The organism is Amycolatopsis sp. w19 (assembly GCF_051373225.1).
GTDB classification, from domain to species: Bacteria; Actinomycetota; Actinomycetes; order Mycobacteriales; family Pseudonocardiaceae; genus Amycolatopsis; species Amycolatopsis japonica.
Window position 1 is genome coordinate 1 of record NZ_JBPQFM010000014.1, and the last position, 17,345, is coordinate 17,345.

Here is a 17,345-nt window from a genome sequence, read left to right on the forward strand (position 1 = left end):
GCAGCAACGGCTCGATCACCGCCCATGCCTTATCCGTCAACTCACCACGACCAACCACACCCGCAATCCAACCGAACCCCAGCTAGATCACTTACAGGACACGCCCTAGGCACACAGGCGCGGCGTGAGCCAAGGCGTGACTCACGTGATCAGGCACGTGACTCGCGTGATTGGACGCCGCACTCGGGGTGTTCCGCCTCTGATCACGCGAGTTACGTGCCTGATCACGTGAGTGCGGTCTCACGACCAGCTGTACCGATCCCACCGATCTGCGAGGTCGACGGCGATCTTCTAGCGTGACCCTTCATGCGGCGAACTCTGGACGTGGACGAGGTCCTGAAACGGCAGGATTCCGGTGAGCTGAAACGCCGCCTGCACGGGCGCGACCTGATCGGGTTCGGGGTCGGCATCATCATCGGCACCGGCATCTTCACCCTCGCCGGGGTCGAGGCGAAGACCCACGCGGGCCCGTCGGTCACGCTGTCGTTCGTGCTCGGCGCCGTCGTGGCCGGGCTGGCCGCCCTCTGCTACGCCGAACTCGCGTCCAGCGTGCCGACGGCCGGAAGCGCCTACACCTACGCGTTCGCCACCCTCGGCGAGACCTTCGCCTGGATCATCGGCTGGGACCTGCTGCTCGAGTTCGCCCTCGGCGCGGCCGTCGTGTCCCGTGGCTGGTCCGGCTATCTCGCGAATCTGATGGGGCTCTCCCCCGACTGGTTCGGCGAAGACGCGAAGGTCAACATAGGCGCGGTCGTGATCATCGCCGTGCTGACCGTGATCGCCGTCGTCGGGATCAAGGAATCGGCGCGGGTGACGAACCTTCTCGTGCTGGTCAAGGTCGCGGTGTGCGTGCTGATCCTCGCGGTCGGCGTGTTCTACATCCGCGGCGAGAACCTCACCCCGTTCATCCCCGCCGCGCAGCCGCCGACGGAGACCGCCGGAACCCTGCATCAGCCGATCGTGCAAGCCGCGCTCGGGCTCGAACAGTCCGTCTACGGCGTCGCCGGGATGGTGACCGCCGCGGCCGTCGTCTTCTTCGCCTACACCGGTTTCGAGGCGCTCGCCAACCTCGGTGAGGAGACCGTGAACCCGAAACGCGATCTGCGGGTCGGCATCCTCGGCGCGCTCGGCGTCTGCGCGCTGCTCTACATCGGGGTCTCGCTGGTGCTGACCGGGATGGTGCCGTTCGCCGAGATCGACGCGGGCGCCCCGCTCGCCGACGCCTTCGACCGCGTCGGGCAGCACTGGGTGGGCGCGCTGATCTCGCTCGGCGCGGTCACCGGGCTGACGTCGGTGATGATGGTGGAACTGGTGACGATCGGCCGGATCGGTTTCGCGATGGGCCGCGACGGCCTGCTGCCGAAGAAGTTCGGCACGGCGCATCCGCGCTGGGGCACCCCGCACCGGATGACCATCGCCGGCGCGGTGCTGATCGCGGTGCTGGCCGCGTTCGTCCCGATCTCCGAACTCGCCGACATGGTCAGCATCGGCGCCCTGTCGGCGATGATCATCGTCGCGCTGGCCGTCCCGGTGCTGCGCAAACGCCGCCCGGACCTGGAACGTCCGTTCACCGTGCCGTTCTCGCCGTATCTGCCCATCGTGGCGGCGCTGGCGTGCTTCTACCTGATGCTGAACCTGGACGTGATGACGTGGCTGCGGTTCGCCGCATGGCTGGGCCTCGGCATGCTGATCTATCTCTTCTACGGACGCAAGCATTCCCGCTTCGCGAAGGACGAACTCAGCTCCACAGACCGGCCGTCGTGATCGCGGCGACGGCGGCCTCGGCGTCGCCGTCGTCCACCACGACCAGCATCCGCTTCAGCGCGGCGGCCACCCACTCCACCGGCTGGTCGTGCAAACCGTTGTCCCCCAAGGACGGATAACCGTCCATAATGGACACGAGAGTGCCTTCGGCCCCGATGCGCATCCCGGCCGCCAGCACGAAATGCCCCTCGGGCGGGCGCCAGCGCGACGACCACAGCGGCGGGATACCGGTGTCGAGGTAGTCGAGCAGCGCTCGCGCCGGGGTGTCGTGCGCGCCGAATTCGGCCGGGTCGACCTCCGCGATCAACGCGACCCTCGGCAGCCGCCACAGGGCCGCGAGGAGCATGAACACCGAGTGCGGTGCCCAGTTCCCGGTGGCGGGCACGGCGACGAGCCGTCCGCCCGACAACGTCCCGATCGCCCGTGCCAGTCCTTCCGGCGTGGTGCCCGCCAGCGCCGCGACCTCGTCCTGGCCCGCGACGTCGAAACCCGCCGCGCGGAGGGCGGCCAACGCCGTGAAGGGACCGGCGAGCCCGTCCCGCTGCGGGAGTTCGGCCCGCGCGACGGCGACGAGGTGCTCGCCCCCTGGCAGCCAGCGGCGATCGGACAGTCCCGTCCGGTCGCCGTCGATTCCGGAGGACATCAGTCTTCGAACGTCCACGACTGCATGATGAACGGGCCGTCGTTCGACGCCCCGGCCGAGGTGTAGGTCGCCAACGCGGCCTTGTTGTCCGTTTCGACCCCGACCCACATCCCCCGGCAGCCGCGCTCCCGCGCGATCCCGGCCAGCGCGTCGACGAGGTCGCGGCCGATCCCGCGCCGCTGGTAGTCCGGGCTGACGTCGAGTTCGTTGAGGAACATCTCGGTGCCCTTGTCCGGATGCGTCACCTCGGTACCGGTGATCATCCCCGCGGGCTCGCCGTCCTCGTAGGCGATGAGGAGGTGGTTCTCCTCCCCCGCGAGGAACTTCTCGGACGCCTCACGGTGCGCGGGGCCGTCGAACAGGTGCTGAGCGGCGACGACCTCCTCGACGGTGCCGGCCCGCCGGATCTCGGCCACGTGTCCTCCCGGTGCTGAAAGCGCCACAGACCGCTCAGTATCCCGCTCAGAGGGGCGCCGAGTCATCACGTTTCCCCGGAGAGCGCAGCGCGACCCCGGCGACGACGGCCAGCGTGCCGAGGGCCTCGGGCAGCGCCGGGACCTGACGGAGCCAGAGGAAGCCGATGACGCCCGCCGTGACCGGCAGCAACGCGAGCAGCAGCGCGAACCGGGCCTGCCCGGCCTTGCGCAGGACCACTTGGTCGAGCGCGTACGGCACGACGGTGGCGAGCACGCCCACCCCGACACCGAGCAGCACCAAACGTGGCGAACCCCACACCGCGCCGGTGCCGAGCGCCAGCGGCGACAGCACCACGGTGCCGACCGCGAACCCGACGGCCAGCCCGTCGATCCCGTTCCCGCCGACCGCGACCCGCTTCCCGAGCAGGATGTAGCCCGCCCAGGCGGCCGCCGCGCCGAGGGCGAACAGCACGCCGAGCAGGCTGCCTTCGAGCCGGACGTCCGCGATGGCGACCACGCCCGCCACCACCAGCAGCAGCGCGAAGACGTCGCGGCGGGTCCGCGAGCCGAACGCGGCCACCACCACGGGCCCGGTGAACTCGAGGGCGACCGCGGTGCCCAGCGGCAGCCGCGCGATCGCCTCGTAGAAGAGCACGTTCATCCCGGCGGTGACGACGCCGAAGGCGCCCGCGAGCAGGAACGTGCGGCCGGTCCACGCCGAGCGAGGTGGCCTGCGCCACGCGAGAAGGACCACTGCCGCCCCGAGACAGCGAAGCCAGGCCACCCCCGCGGGGGAGGCGACCGAAAAGAGACCTACGGCGACGGCCGCACCGGCGTACATCGAAATTCCGCTGAGAACGAACAAGATCGGCGACGGCACGCTCGGAAGACGGTTCCGGACGACTGCGATTCCCACCCCAGCATGGTGCCTGACATGGGAAAAGAGCCTTCGGCGGGGAGTCTTCTCCCACGTTGCGTGATTACGCTACGGCATCCGAGGTAATTACCAGTGACAAATGAGACACCCGCACGGGAACACTTGCGGGTCGCCAAACGTCTGGAAGAGTGGAAGCACGAACACGGCGGGGCCGGGAACGAACGTTGCCGGCATCAGTGCCGAAGTGGTCGTAGCTGGATCGATGGCACCGGGCCACCGGTGCCGGGACGGAGGGAGACTCCAATGACTTCACCGACGCTCACCCGCCCCGAACTGACCGCTGCCGACCGATGCGACCGGTGTGGAGCTGCAGCCCAGGTTCGAGCCATTCTCAGCACCGGTGGCGAGTTGCTCTTCTGTGGTCACCACGCCCGCGCACACGAGACGAAGCTCAAGGAAATGTCCGCGGACATTCAGCGGTAACCCACCAGTCCACGACCACCGGCGGCCGGCTACTCCCCAGGGAGAGAGCCGGCCGCCCTGTTTTTGCCTGCGGCCGCCCTGGTTTCCGCCTGCTGCCGCCTCGCTCGGTGTCCCCAATGTCGCATTGGTGTCGCTGAGCGTCTCCAATGCGACATTGGGGACATCCGGACCAAGAAACTCACCTGAGCGCCAGCCCTCGACGTCTTCCAAAAACATACAGACAGAATGTATGTTGGCTGCCATGACGACCTACGACCTCTTGGGCGAGACACGCGACGTGGATCTCGGCGACGCCCGCATCCGCTACCGCGACCGCGGCGAAGGCCCTCCCGTGGTGTTCGTGCACGGACTCCTCACCAACGGCCTGCTCTGGCGCAAGGTGGCCCCCGCCGTCGCCGACGTGGGCTTCCGCTGCCTGACCCCGGACTGGCCACTGGGTTCGCACGAGATCCCGGTCCCCCGCGCCGACCTGAGCCCGCCCGGGGTCGCGGCGCTCATCGCGCGGTTCCTCGAAGCGCTCGACCTGACCGACGTCACCGTGGTCGCGAACGACACCGGCGGCGCGCTGACGCAACTGCTCATGACCACGCGTCCGGAACGGGTGGGCCGGGTCGTGCTGACCCCGTCGGACTCCTTCGAACGCTTCCTGCCGCCGTTGTTCGCGGGTCTGAGCCCGCTCGCCCGGATCCCCGGCGGTGTCGGGCTGGTGACCGCGGCGCTGCGCTGGCGGTGGCTGCTGAAGACGACCGACTTCCTCTGGCTGGCCAAACACCCGGTCCCGGGCCACATCCTCGACGCCTATCTGCTGCCCAGCCGCCGGAGCGCGGAGATCCGCGACGATCTGCGCCGGTTCATGGCGAGCGTCGACAACCGCTACACCCTGACCGCCGCCGAGCGGCTGCCCGCCTTCACCAAGCCCGTACTGCTGGCCTGGGCACCCGAAGACCGGCACTTCCCGTTGTGGCTGGGCCGCAAGCTCGCCGGGGTCCTGCCGAACGCCGAACTGGAGACGATCGAGGACTCCTACGCCTTCGTGCCGGAGGACCAGCCGGAGCGGCTGAGCGGCATGATGGTGGAATTCCTGCGTGCCCACGCCACGACGTAGCCAGACCGAACGCTCGCAATCGACGCAGGCCGCGTTGATCACGGCGGCGCGGACGCTGTTCGCCGACCAGGGTTACGCCGCCGTGCCCGCCGACGAGATCGTCCGGGCGGCGGGTGTCACCCGCGGCGCGCTGTATCACCACTTCGGGGACAAACAGGGGCTGTTCCGTGCCGTGATCGAGCAGATCGAAACGGAGATCACCGAGGATCTGAAGACCGTCCTGGGCGCCGCGGGCGACCCGTGGACGGGGGCGCTCGGGGTGCTGAGCCGGTTCCTGGACCTGTGCCTGCGGCCCGAGGTGGTGCGGATCGCGCTCACCGACGCCGTCTCCGTCCTCGGCTGGCAGGAATGGCGTGAGCTGGAGAACCGGTACGGGCTGGGCTTGATCACGGAGATCCTGGAGTCCGCCGCGGCGGACGGGCTGCTGATCGACGCGCCCATCCCGGAGCTGGCGCAACTGGTGCTGAGCGCCTGCGCGGAGGCCGCGCTGATGATCGCGCACGCGGAAGACCGCGAAGCCGCGAAGGAGAAAGCCCTGGCCGCCCTGGTGGCCCTGCTGTCCGGCCTCGTGACAGAACGCATTTAGTCCTCTGGATGCGGTCCTTGCGTGTGCAACTACCGCATCCAGAGGACTAAATGCGAACTACACGGTGTCCAGGATCATTTCGAACGCCGCCTCGGCCGCACCCAGCAGCTTCACGTCCGCCCCGAGCGCCGAACTCACGATCTGCGTCCCGCCGACGGCCCGGCTGACCAGGCTCCGCCGCCGGACCTCGGCCGCCACCGACTTCACGACCGAATCGGGCAGCACGGTGAGCAGGTCGCCCAGCACCACCAGCTGCGGGCCGAGCAGGTTGACCACGTTCACCAGGCCCAGCGTCAGCCATTCCGCGAACTCCGAGAGCCGTTCCTCGGCCGCGTGCGGATCCCGGCCCAGCTCGCGCAGCTCGAACAGGATCGCCCCGCGCGGGGTGTCCTCGGGCAGGTCGAGGGCGCGGCACAGCGCCGCCTCGCCGACCTCGGTCTCCCAGCAGCCGCTGGACCCGCAGTAGCAGGGACGGCCGCCCGGCCGGATCGCCATGTGCCCGATCTCGCCGACGTAGCCCGCGCCGCCGCGCAGCGACGAGCCGTCCGCGATGATCCCGCCCCCGACACCGACGTCGGCGGAGACGTACACGGCGTCGGAGGAACCCCGCGCGGCGCCGCGCAGGTGTTCGGCGATGGCGCCTAGTTCGGCGTCGTTGCCGACCAGGATGGGGATGCGCAGCACACCGCCGAGCCGTTCCCCGAGCGCCACGTCGGTCCAGCGCAGGTTGGGGGCCTCGTGGACGTGCCCGTCGGCCCGGCGGACGACGCCGGGCACGGACACGCCCGCGGCGATCGGCTGTACGCCGAGGTCGCCGGCCAGCACGGTGGTCGACTCGATCACGTGCGTGATCACCTCGTCGGCCTCGCGCATCCGGCCGTGGAGGTTCCAGCTGTTGCGCCCGAGGATCTGGCCGCCGAACCCGACCAGCGCGATCGCCACGTGTTCGACCTGGAGATCGACCGCGAGCACCACCGCCGCGTGCGGCTGCGGCAGGACCAGGAGCGAAGGGCGGCCCGCCCCTCGTCCCGGCCTCGGGACCCGCTCCTCGACGACCCCCGCTTCCGCGAGGCCGTCGACGAGGGTCTTGATGGTGCTGCGGTTGAGCCCCAGCTCGGTGGCGAGGGTCGCCCTGGTGCTCGGGCCGCTGACGTGCAGCAACCGGAGCAAGGTCGTGCGGTTGTGCCTGCGCACCTCGTCTGGTCGTGCAACGGGTGTGCTGGTCACGGGCTTCATCATTCCATGCGGACTCAGCGCGGCGACGCAGCCGCGCGGCGCCGGGACAGCGCGTCCACCGTGGCCGCGAGAAGCAGCACCAGACCGGTGACGATGTTGACCACCGCCGCCGACTGCTTCAGCAGGCCCAGCGCGTTCTCGACGACCGCCAGCACGAGACCACCGATCACCGCGTCGACGACCCGGCCCTTGCCGCCGAACAGCGACGTACCACCGATGACGGCGGCGCCGACCGCGAACAGCAGCGTGTTGAGGCCACCGGCCTGCGGGTCGACCGAACCGACCTTCGACGAGTAGACGATCGCGCCGACCGCCGCCACCGCCGAGCAGATGACGAACACCGAGGCGCGGATCTTCTCGACGTTGATACCGGCGCGGCGGGCCGCCTCGCGGTTGCCGCCGACGGCGTAGATGTGGCGGCCGTACTGCGTGCGGTTGAGCACGTAGGTGCCGAGCACCAGCAGGCCGAGCACGATCGGCACGACGTACGGGACGCCGGAGATGACGATGTTCGGGTTCGGCGCGCGGTTCAGCGTGAGCAGATAGGTCGCGATCGCGGCGACCACGCCGATCGCGCCGACCTTGAACAGCACCATCGGTGTCGGCTGGGTGACCAGGCCGCGCTTGAGCCGCGAGAAGTGCTGGCCCAAGGTCACCGCGGCGAAACCACCGGCGGCGATCAGGAACAGGACCCAGCTGCCCACAGTGGACAGATTGCCGTTGGCGACCTTGAACAGCACGTCGGAGGTGCTGATGCCGAGCGTGCCGCCCTCACCGATGAACTGGAGGATGACACCCTGCCAGGCGAGGAAGAGCGCCAGCGTCACGACGAACGAGGGCATGCCGATCTTCGAGACGAGGAAGCCGGTGAGGACACCGATCGCGCCGCCGACGGAGATCGCGAGCAGCATCTCGATCCACGCGTTGGCCGCGGTTCCCGAAAGCACGAGCGCGATGGCGAGCACGGCGAATCCGACACCCGCCCAGATCCGCAGGATCACGCCGAGCAGGGCGGCGATGGCGAGGACGACCAGGAACGCGATGAACACGCCGTTCCCCATGCCGCCCAACAGGTTTCCGTTGCGCACGTAGTGCATCGCCAGCACCGCGGCGGTGACGCCGGACGCGGTACCCGCGGACAGGTCGATCTCGCCGAGCAGCAGCACGAACACGATGCCCATCGCGATGATCGCCTTGCCGGCGCCTTGCGCCATCAGGTTCGCGATGTTGTTCATCGTCAGGAAGGTGTCCGACAGCGAGGCGAACACGATCACCAGCACGAGCAGGCCGAGCAGCGCCGGGAGCGAACCCAGCTGTCCGGCCTTGAGCCGGGAGAAGTAGTCGCCGACGGCTTCGCGCGTCGACATCGATGTCGTGTCGATGCCGAAGTCCGTGATGGCCGCCGACGGGTTGAGCGCGGCGGCCGCCGACTTGCCCCCCTCCGGCGAGGCGGGCTTTGCAGGTGTCTCAGTCATTTCCGGTTCTTTCTCGCCTCTGCTCAGAGGACGGCGGCTTCGGGGCGGGCAAGGCCGAGGTCGCCGGAGCGACCGGCGGTGATCAGTTCCACGACCTGGCCGTGGGTGACGTCCTTGGTGTGCACCTCGGCGACGAGACGGCCGAGGTAGAGCACCGCGATCCGGTCGGCGACCTCGAAGACGTCGGCCATGTTGTGGCTGATCAGCACCACACCGAGGCCCTGTTCGGCGAGACGGCGGACGAGGTCGAGCACCTGACGGGTCTGCGCGACACCGAGCGCGGCGGTCGGCTCGTCGAGCAGGACGACCTTCGAGTCCCACAGCACGGATTTCGCGATCGCGACGGTCTGCCGCTGCCCGCCCGAGAGGGCCGAAACGGGCGTGCGGACGGATTTCACGGTGCGGACCGAAAGCGAGGCGAGCGTCTCGCGGGCGGCCTTCTCCATGCTGGCCTCGTCGAGCAGCCATTTGCTGCCGCGTTCCCGGCCGAGGAACATGTTCTGCACGATGTCGAGGTTCTCGGCGAGCGCGAGGTCCTGGTAGACGACCTCGATGCCCAGATCGGCGGCGTCGCGCGGGCCGTGGATGTTCACCTGCTTGCCCTGGAACGTCACCGTTCCCGAGTCGTAGCCGTGGATCCCGGCGATCGACTTGACCAAAGTGGACTTACCGGCACCGTTGTCGCCGACCAGCGCGGTGACCTCGCCGGCGCGCACGTTGAAGTCCACGTCGTGGAGGACGTGGACCGGCCCGAAGCTCTTGTTCAGCTGCTTCAGTTCGAGGATGGGTTCACTCATGGGGGTTCTCCCGGCTGGGTACCGGGCCGGTGCGCTCCGTCGGGGGAACGCACCGGCCCGGTCGTCTGGATTTAACGGGTCAGGAGATACCGAGCTGCGTGCACGCCGCGGCCAGGTCGCCGCCGCAGATCTCGGCCGCCTTGACGTAGCCCTGCGTCACGACCTCCTTGACGCCTTCCTTGGTGGTCAGCTTCGGCTCGAGGAGCACGGACTTGACCTCGCGGTTGCCCTTCGGGTCCTTCGCCTTGCCGGTGGCCAGCGCGTCGGCGCCCGCCTTGTCGCCCTTGGCCAGCAGGACGGCGAGCTTCGCCGCGGCCTCGGCCTCTTCCTTGATGGGCTTGAAGACGGTCATGTACTGGTCGCCGCGCAGGATCGCCATGAGGCCGTCCGCGGTGGCGTCCTGGCCGGTGACCGGGACCTTGCCGTTGAGGCCGTTCTTCTTCAGCACGGTGATGACCGCGCCGGCGAGACCGTCGTTCGCGGCGACGACGCCGTCGACCCTGCCCTTGTTGTCGGTCAGGATCTGCTCGAAGGTCTGGCCGCCCTTCTGGTTGTCCCAGTTGTCGATGGCCTGCTCGCGCACGAGCTTCAGGTCGCCGCTGGCGAACTTCGGCTGCAGGACGGACTTCTGGCCGTTGGCGAAGAGCGTCGCGTTGTTGTCGGTCGGGGCACCCTCGATCATGACGACCTCGGCGCCCTTCTTGTCCTTCAGCGCGTCGGCGAGGCCCTGGCCCTGGAGCTGGCCGACCTTCTCGTTGTCGAACGAGACGTAGTAGTCCGAGCTGCCGCCGAGGTTGAGGCGGTCGTAGTCGATCGTCGGGATGCCCGCGGCCTGCGCCTTGCGGGCGACCGCCCCGCCGACCTCGCCGTTGATGGCGGCGATGATCAGGACCTTGACGTTCTGCGCGATCATGCCGTCGGCCAGCGTGGTGAACTTCTGGACGTCGCCCTGGGCGTTCTGGACGTCGGCGTCGAAGCCCGCGTCCTTGAGCGCCTTGGTCAGGAACGGCTTGTCGAAGGACTCCCAGCGCGCGGAGGTGGCGGTCTCCGGCAGGATGACGCCGACCTTGCCACCGGCGGCGGCACCGCCGGGGGCGGGTGCGGACTGCGAGGAGTTACCACTGCCCGAGTCGGCGGTGTTGGCGCCACAGGCGGAGAGCACCAGGCCGGCGCCCACCGTCGCGGCGAGGAGGGTAAGGGTTCTGCTGCGCATCCTCTGTCCTTCCGGATCTTGCTCGCGGGCGGCGATCCTGGAGGACCGGTCGCACCATCGCGCATATGTTGTGGGCGACAACATATGCCGCCGAACGGGTTTCGCGGAAGACGGCTGAATCGATTAAGCCTCATCAAATGGACACGGTTTGGCAACGTGGCCGTAGCAAGACGTACGAAGTCTAGGTGCGCTGACGGTGTGACCGCCACCACTCACTGAGCGTGATCAGCGCAGCTCCGGTTCTCCGCCCCCGAATGCTATGAAAGGTCCTTTCCTTGCAAATTTTGCAAGGAAAGGACCTTTCATAGCGCTTGCTCGAGAGCGGTCACCAGGAACGCAGGGTGACGATCCGCTCTTCCAGCTGCTCCACCGAAGCCATCGCGGTCGGCGGACCGCCGCAGACGCGGCGCAGTTCGTTGTGGATCGCGCCGTGCGGCTTCTTCGTCCGGTGATGGTGCACGCCCACCAGCGCGTTCAGCTCCTTGCGCAGGCTGCCGAGCCGCTCGCTGACCGACTGCGGCCGCGCGACCGGCGCCGCCTCCTCGGCCTTGGGCTTGCGCCGCTTCTCGTCGGAGAGCTGCTCCTCCTGCCGCTTCCGCAGCAGGGCGCGGACCTGGTCCGGCTCCAGCAGCCCCGGCAGGCCGAGGTACTCCTGTTCCTCGTCGGAGCCGGAGAACACCGCGGTGCCGAACGAGTTGCCGTCGTAGATGACCTGGTCGAGCTCGGCGGAGGCGCCCAGCGAGGTGAACGCCTTCTCCTCCTCGCCCGGTTCGTCCTCGGTGCGGTTGGCCTGGGCCAGGAGTTCGTCGTCCCAGCCCTCCTTCTCGCGGTGGGGCTTGCCGAGGACGTGGTCGCGCTGCGCCTCCAGCTCGCTGGCCAGTTCCAGCAGCACCGGCACGCTCGGCAGGAAGACCGAAGCCGTCTCGCCGGGTTTGCGCGAACGCACGTACCGGCCGATGGCCTGCGCGAAGAACAGCGGGGTCGACGCGCTCGTGGCGTAGACACCGACGGCGAGACGCGGGACGTCGACGCCTTCGGACACCATCCGGACCGCGACGAGCCAGCGGTCGGTCGAGTCGGAGAACTCCTTGATCCGCCCGGACGCCTTGGGGTCGTCGGAGAGGACGACCGTCGGGTTCTGGCCGGAGATGCGCTCCAGGATCTTGGCGTAGGCGCGCGCCGAGTCCTGGTCGGTGGCGATCACCAGACCGCCCGCGTCCGGGATGCCGTTGGCCCGCAGCTGCGCGAGACGCGTGTCCGCGGCCTGCAGCACCGACGGGATCCACTCGCCGGCCGGGTCGAGCGCCGTACGCCAGGCCCGCGCGTTCTGCTCGGCGGTCAGCGGCTCGCCGAGCCGCGCGGTGAACTCCTCCCCAGCGCTGGTGCGCCAGGAGGCCTCACCCGAGTAGGCGAGGAAGACGACCGGCCGGACCACGCCGTCGGCGAGCGCGTCGGCGTAGCCGTACGAATGGTCGGCCTTGCTGCGCTGGAAACCCGAGCCGTCGGCCTCGTAGCTGACGAACGGGATCGGCGAGTCGTCGCTGCGGAACGGCGTCCCGGTGAGCGCGAGACGGCGGACGGCGGGCGTGAACGCCTCGCGGATCGCGTCGCCCCACGATTTCGCGTCACCGCCGTGGTGGATCTCGTCCAGGATGACCAGGGTCTTGCGGTTCTCGGTGCGCACGCGGTGCAGCGTCGGATGCGCGGCGACCTGCGCGTAGGTGACCGCGACACCTTGGTAGTCACGCGAGGTGACACCGGTGCCGTTGCGGAAGTTCGAATCGATCGCGATACCGGCGGCCGCGGCCGAGGCGGCCCACTGGTGCTTCAGGTGCTCGGTCGGCGCGACGATGGTGATCTTCTCGACGGTCCGGTCGCTCAGCAGCTCGGCGGCGATCCGGAGACCGAACACCGTCTTGCCCGCGCCCGGCGTCGCCACGGCCAGGAAGTCCTGCGGTTTCTTCGTGAGGTACTTCGTCAGCGCTCGCCGCTGCCAGGCACGCAGCGGGCGGGCCGTGCTGTCCTTCGCGGCGGGAGGCGCGCCCAGCTCGCCTCGATCGCGTTCAACGGTTTCCGACATGCAGGTCCCCCTCCTCCCTCACTCGAAACGCCTGGTCATCCACCCTGACACAAGCGAAAACCCCCACTTGGGTATCCGGCCGCGACGCCGGCGCCTGAGGTGAGGGCACTCCGAAGAGCCTACCTCGGAGCCCCGTGGAACGCGGGAAGCGCCACCCCCGTTGTCGGTTTACTCACCCGAAAACCCAGGGGTGGCGAGCCGAATGGCGCGGCATGGACCATGCTGGACACCGTCAAGGGCGCTCGGCGCCGGCGGAGGAGCTGCATGAGCGAGGAGAACGGCCGTCCCGACACGGCCGCCGAGGTCGCGAAGGGCCGCAGGGGGCCGTTGCGCCTGCTCAGCCGCACGCTCAGCAAGGCGTGGGACGGCAACATCTTCTCCGAAGCCGCCGAAGCCGCGTTCTGGCAGACGTTGTCGCTGCCGCCGCTGCTGCTCGGACTCCTCGGTTGCCTCGGTTTCGTCGGCGACTGGTTCGGCCAGGAGGTCGTGACCGCGGTCCACGACCGGATCATCACCTTCAGCAAGACGATCTTCAGCGACAACGCCGTCCACGACATCATCGAGCCCACGGTCAACAGCATCCTGTTCGTCGGCAAGGGCGAGATCGTCTCCGTCGGCTTCCTGATCTCCCTGTGGGCCGGTTCGTCGGCGATGTCGTCGTTCGTCGACGCGATCACCGTCGCGCACGACCAGTACGGCGTCCGCAACGACGTCTGGCAGCGGATCTTCGCGCTCCTGCTGTACCTGGCCGGGCTGGTCATCCTGGTGGTCGGGCTGCCGCTGCTGGCGATCGGACCGGACCTGCTCCCCCAGTTCTTCCCCACCGACTGGCGCGGCACGGTCTCGTACTGGGTCGGCACGCTGTACTACCCGGTGCTGGCCGTGATGATCGTGCTGGCGCTGACGACGCTGTACAAGCTGGCCCTGCCGCGCAGGCTGCCGTGGCACCGCGGGCTGCCGGGCGCGATGCTCGCCATGGTCGTGTTCCTGCTCTCCAGCATCGGGCTGCGGATCTACCTGAACTGGATCACCAAGACCGGCTACACCTACGGCGCGCTCGCCGCGCCGATCGCGTTCCTGTTGCTGATGTTCTTCATCGGGCTCGCGGTGGTCGGCGGCGCGTACTTCAACAGCGCGATCCAGGAACTGTGGCCCGCCAAGGCGACGAAACGCCAGCGCCGGAAATGGCGGCGGCTGGAAATGGAACGCGCCAGCGAACGGATCCGTGCCGAAGAGGGGCGCAAACTGTGGGAACGGACGACCGTCCCGCTCCGCCGTCCCCGCCAGAACGGCGATACCGAATCAGAACAATCGGTGAACGAGGAAACGCAGGGCGAAGCCGATCAGGTGTCCGAACGGCGAAGCTGAGGGAACCTCATCCCGAAGTCGTACTCCGATTCCACCCGTGGTGTGAATCCAGTCCACCCGTCGCCATGAAAAGCTCGCGGTAATCCGCACGTTCCCGAGTTGTCTTCCTGGGGGATCCCGTCATGTCCACGCTGGCCAGACTGAGCCTGCGCAACCGAAGTCTCATCGGGCTGCTCGCCCTGGTGGTGATCGGCTTCGGCGCCTTCGCCCTGCCGCAGCTGAAGCAGCAACTGTTCCCGTCACTGCAGTTCCCGCAGGCGCAGGTCATCACGCCGTACGCGGGCGCGTCGCCGGACGCGGTCGACCGTCAGGTCACCGAGCCGCTCGAAGGCGGGCTGCAGGGTTTGAAGGGGCTCGAAGAACTGAGCTCGACGTCGTCGGAGGGGCTGTCGCGCATCACCGCGCAGTTCGAGTTCGGCACGGACATCGACGCGGCCGTGGGGCAGATCCAGCGCGTCATCGACGGGCTCAAGGCCCGCCTGCCGCAGAACAGCGAGCCGACGGTGTCCGCGGGGTCCACCGACGATCTCCCGGTCGTCCTGCTCGCCGCCGGGACCACCGGTGACCCGCAGGCGCTCGCGCCCGCGCTGACCGGGGAGGTCGCGCCGGAACTGCGCAAGATCGACGGCGTCCGCGAGGTCGACGTGACCGGTGTGCGGCAGCCGCGGGTCACCATCGCGCTGGACTACGCGAAGCTGGCGGCCGCGGGGGTCGACCCGTCGTCCATCGCCACCACGCTGCAGACCGCCGGTGCCGCCGTCCCGGCCGGGACGCTCACCGAAGGCGACAAGACGCTCACCGTCCAGGTCGGCGGCGGACCGACCACAGTGGACACGATCAAGAACCTGTACCTGACACCTTCGCAGCCTTCCCGTCCCGGGGCGCAGGCTGCCAAGCCGGTGAAGCTCGGTGATGTCGCGGACGTCCAGGCCGGCTTCGCGCCGCCGACGTCGATCACGCGCACCAACGGCAAGCCGAGCCTCGGGCTCTCGATCACCATGGTGGAGAACGGGAACGCGGTCGCGATCTCCGAAGCGGTACGGGACAAGCTGCCCGAGCTGTCGAAGAAGATCGGCGCCGAGATGAGCGTCGTGTTCGACCAGGGCACCCCGGTCAAGGACGCGATCAGCGGCCTGACCACCGAAGGCCTGCTGGGACTGGCGTTCGCGGTCGTGGTGATCCTGCTGTTCCTGATGTCGGTGCGCTCGACGCTGGTGACGGCGGTGTCGATCCCGCTTTCGGTGGTCGTGGCGCTGCTGGCGTTGTGGACCGGCGATCTTTCGCTCAACCTGCTCACCCTCGGCGCGCTCACCATCGCCATCGGGCGGGTGGTCGACGACTCGATCGTGGTGCTGGAGAACATCAAACGACATCTGGCCTACGGCGAGGAGAAGCAGCGCGCGGTGCTCGACGGCGTGCGCGAGGTCGCGGGTGCCGTGACGTCGTCCACCTTCACCACGGTCGCGGTGTTCCTGCCGATCGCCTTCGTGGGCGGATTCGTCGGCGAGCTGTTCTCACCGTTCGCGATCACGGTCACCGTGGCGCTGCTGGCGTCGCTGCTGGTCTCGCTGACGATCGTCCCGGTGCTGGCGTACTGGTTCCTCAAGCCGCCCAAGGCCCCGGCCGACGAACGCGAGGCCGAGCTCACGCGCCAGGCCGCCGAGGACAAGGAACGCCGCGGGCTGCTGCAGCGCGGGTACGTGCCGGTGATCCGGTTCGCGACCCGGCGCCGCGTCACCGTCGTGCTGCTGGCGCTGATCATCTTCGGCGGCACCGTCGGGCTGGCCTCGCAGCTGAACACGAACTTCCTCGACCAGTCCGGCTCGACGACGCTGAGCCTTTCGCAGAAGCTGCCGCCCGGCACCAGCCCCGAGGCCAAGGAGAAGGCCGCGGGCGCGGTGGAGCAGGCGCTCGCCGCCGAACCGGCCGTCGAGACGTATCAGGTCAGTATCGGCGGAGGGAACTTCTTCGGCGGTGGCGGGACGGCGACCAGCATCCAGGTCACCGTCGCCAAGGACACCGATCTCGACGCGCTGTCGGATCGCTTGCGAGGCAAGCTGGACAAGCCGGAACTCGGCGAGGTCAAGATCGGCGCGGAAGCCGGCGGGTTCAACTCCGACCAGGTCTCGATCACCGTCACCGCACCGGACGAGGCGGCGTTGAAGCCCGCCGCCGAGCAGGTCCGCCAGGCGCTGGCAGGCGTCCCGGACCTCACCGAGGTGACCAGTGACCTCGCGCAGGGCTCGCCGCGCGTGCAGGTCGAGGTCGACGCCGCCAAGGCCGCCGCGAGCGGGCTTTCGGCGACCACGATCGGCCAGATCGCGAACCAGGCCATCGCCGGACGCACGGTGACCCAGCTGCCGGTCGACGGTCAGCGCACGGACATCGTGCTGCGCGCGGGCACGGCGCCGGTGTCGGTCGACGCGGTCAAGGCGCTGCCCATCCCGAGCGCGACCGGCGTGGTGCGGCTCGACTCGGTCGCCACCGTGTCCACAGTGGACGGCCCGGCCGCGGTGCACCGCACCTCGGGCGAGCTGAGCACCACGGTCACCGCCAAGAACACCGGCGCCGACCTGGCGGCCACCACGAAGGCCATCCAGTCCAAACTGGACGGACTGACCTTCACCGGCGGCGCGGCGTACAAGCTCGGCGGGGTCAGCGAGGATCAGCAGGAGGCGTTCGGGAACCTGTTCCTCGCGCTGCTGGCCGCGGTCGCGATCGTGTACCTGATCATGGTGGCGACGTTCCGCAGCCTGATCCAGCCGCTGATCCTGCTGGTGTCGATCCCGTTCGCGGCGACCGGCGCGATCGGGCTGCTGCTGGCCACCGGGACCGCCCTGGGCCTGCCCGCGCTGATCGGGATGCTGATGCTCGTCGGCATCGTGGTGACCAACGCGATCGTGCTGATCGACCTGATCAACCAGTACCGGGCTTCGGGGATGAGCGTCGCCGACGCCGTCGTCGAAGGCGGCAGGCGACGGCTGCGGCCGATCCTGATGACCGCGGCGGCGACCATCTTCGCGCTGGTCCCGATGGCGCTCGGGCTGACCGGGCAGGGCGGGTTCATCGGGCAGCCGCTGGCGATCGTGGTCATCGGCGGGCTGGTCAGCTCGACCCTGCTGACGCTGATCCTGGTGCCGACGCTGTACACGATGGTCGAGACGCGGAAGGAGAAGCGCCGCGCGAAGAAGGCGGCGCGCCGGTCCCCTGCGGAGGCACCCACGTCGGAAACGCTGACGCCGGAGCCCAGCGCGTAGGGTCTCGTGAGTGGTAGGGACGGTTAGAACCGTCCCTACCACTCA

14 protein-coding genes are annotated in these 17,345 nt (G+C 69.0%); 6 read left to right on the plus strand and 8 right to left on the minus strand.

What is annotated here, in order from left to right; all coding sequences use genetic code 11:
* Window positions 1-324 precede the first annotated feature (324 nt).
* Window positions 325-1,764, plus strand: coding sequence for an APC family permease (locus tag ACSMFO_RS25160; protein ID WP_436460848.1), 1,440 nt, complete (start codon window positions 325-327; stop codon window positions 1,762-1,764).
* Here ACSMFO_RS25160 and ACSMFO_RS25165 read toward each other — a convergent pair.
* Genes ACSMFO_RS25165 through ACSMFO_RS25175 form a run of 3 tightly spaced genes read right to left on the minus strand, consistent with a single transcriptional unit; the run spans window position 1,739 to window position 3,664 of the window.
* Window positions 1,739-2,407 (minus strand): DUF6885 family protein, encoded by a 669-nt coding sequence (locus tag ACSMFO_RS25165; protein ID WP_436460849.1) that lies wholly within the window; start codon window positions 2,405-2,407, stop codon window positions 1,739-1,741. The two genes, ACSMFO_RS25160 and ACSMFO_RS25165, sit on opposite strands and share 26 nt — an antisense overlap.
* Entirely contained in the window at window positions 2,407-2,823 is a 417-nt protein-coding gene (locus tag ACSMFO_RS25170; protein WP_038515839.1) for a GNAT family N-acetyltransferase, read from the minus strand. Before ACSMFO_RS25170 ends, ACSMFO_RS25165 begins: the two co-directional genes overlap by 1 nt.
* 46 nt (window positions 2,824-2,869) lie before the next feature.
* On the minus strand, window positions 2,870-3,664 hold the full coding sequence (locus ACSMFO_RS25175) for an EamA family transporter (RefSeq protein WP_436460850.1): 795 nt from the start codon (window positions 3,662-3,664) through the stop codon (window positions 2,870-2,872).
* Window positions 3,665-4,003: 339 nt separating this feature from the next.
* Here ACSMFO_RS25175 and ACSMFO_RS25180 point away from each other — a divergent pair, with 339 nt between their 5' ends.
* From ACSMFO_RS25180 to ACSMFO_RS25190, 3 genes are all read left to right on the plus strand, one after another.
* The gene (locus tag ACSMFO_RS25180) at window positions 4,004-4,183 is read left to right on the plus strand and encodes a DUF7455 domain-containing protein (protein WP_016332937.1); all 180 of its coding nucleotides are present in this window, start codon (window positions 4,004-4,006) and stop codon (window positions 4,181-4,183) included.
* A gap of 241 nt (window positions 4,184-4,424) precedes the next feature.
* A complete protein-coding gene (locus ACSMFO_RS25185) occupies window positions 4,425-5,288 on the plus strand; it encodes an alpha/beta fold hydrolase (protein WP_436460729.1) in 864 nt (287 codons plus the stop codon).
* The gene (locus ACSMFO_RS25190) at window positions 5,269-5,874 is read left to right on the plus strand and encodes a TetR/AcrR family transcriptional regulator (RefSeq protein ID WP_436460730.1); all 606 of its coding nucleotides are present in this window, start codon (window positions 5,269-5,271) and stop codon (window positions 5,872-5,874) included. Before ACSMFO_RS25185 ends, ACSMFO_RS25190 begins: the two co-directional genes overlap by 20 nt.
* 57 nt (window positions 5,875-5,931) lie before the next feature.
* Here ACSMFO_RS25190 and ACSMFO_RS25195 read toward each other — a convergent pair whose 3' ends face one another.
* The 5 genes from ACSMFO_RS25195 to ACSMFO_RS25215 all read right to left on the minus strand — a co-directional run bounded on the left by ACSMFO_RS25195 (window position 5,932) and on the right by ACSMFO_RS25215 (window position 12,675).
* Window positions 5,932-7,113, minus strand: coding sequence for an ROK family protein (locus tag ACSMFO_RS25195; RefSeq protein ID WP_436460731.1), 1,182 nt, complete (start codon window positions 7,111-7,113; stop codon window positions 5,932-5,934).
* 11 nt (window positions 7,114-7,124) lie between these two features.
* The gene (locus ACSMFO_RS25200) at window positions 7,125-8,585 is read right to left on the minus strand and encodes a sugar ABC transporter permease (protein ID WP_038515845.1); all 1,461 of its coding nucleotides are present in this window, start codon (window positions 8,583-8,585) and stop codon (window positions 7,125-7,127) included.
* A gap of 23 nt (window positions 8,586-8,608) precedes the next feature.
* On the minus strand, window positions 8,609-9,382 hold the full coding sequence (locus ACSMFO_RS25205; protein WP_005164482.1) for an ATP-binding cassette domain-containing protein: 774 nt from the start codon (window positions 9,380-9,382) through the stop codon (window positions 8,609-8,611).
* 79 nt (window positions 9,383-9,461) lie between these two features.
* Window positions 9,462-10,595, minus strand: a complete 1,134-nt coding sequence (locus tag ACSMFO_RS25210) for a sugar ABC transporter substrate-binding protein (RefSeq protein WP_436460732.1) — start codon at window positions 10,593-10,595, stop codon at window positions 9,462-9,464.
* Between the two features lie 325 nt (window positions 10,596-10,920).
* Window positions 10,921-12,675 (minus strand): DEAD/DEAH box helicase, encoded by a 1,755-nt coding sequence (locus tag ACSMFO_RS25215; protein WP_436460733.1) that lies wholly within the window; start codon window positions 12,673-12,675, stop codon window positions 10,921-10,923.
* 264 nt (window positions 12,676-12,939) lie between these two features.
* Between ACSMFO_RS25215 and ACSMFO_RS25220 the strand changes: the two genes are divergently transcribed.
* Together ACSMFO_RS25220 and ACSMFO_RS25225 are read left to right on the plus strand one after the other, a co-directional pair.
* Complete coding sequence (locus ACSMFO_RS25220; RefSeq protein ID WP_436460734.1) at window positions 12,940-14,043, plus strand: YihY/virulence factor BrkB family protein; 1,104 nt, start codon at window positions 12,940-12,942, stop codon at window positions 14,041-14,043.
* A 122-nt stretch (window positions 14,044-14,165) separates the two neighbouring features.
* Window positions 14,166-17,300 carry an efflux RND transporter permease subunit gene (locus ACSMFO_RS25225; protein ID WP_436460735.1) on the plus strand — a complete coding sequence of 1,045 codons (3,135 nt, stop codon included), beginning with the start codon at window positions 14,166-14,168 and terminating at the stop codon, window positions 17,298-17,300.
* The last annotated feature ends 45 nt before the right edge of the window (window positions 17,301-17,345 follow it).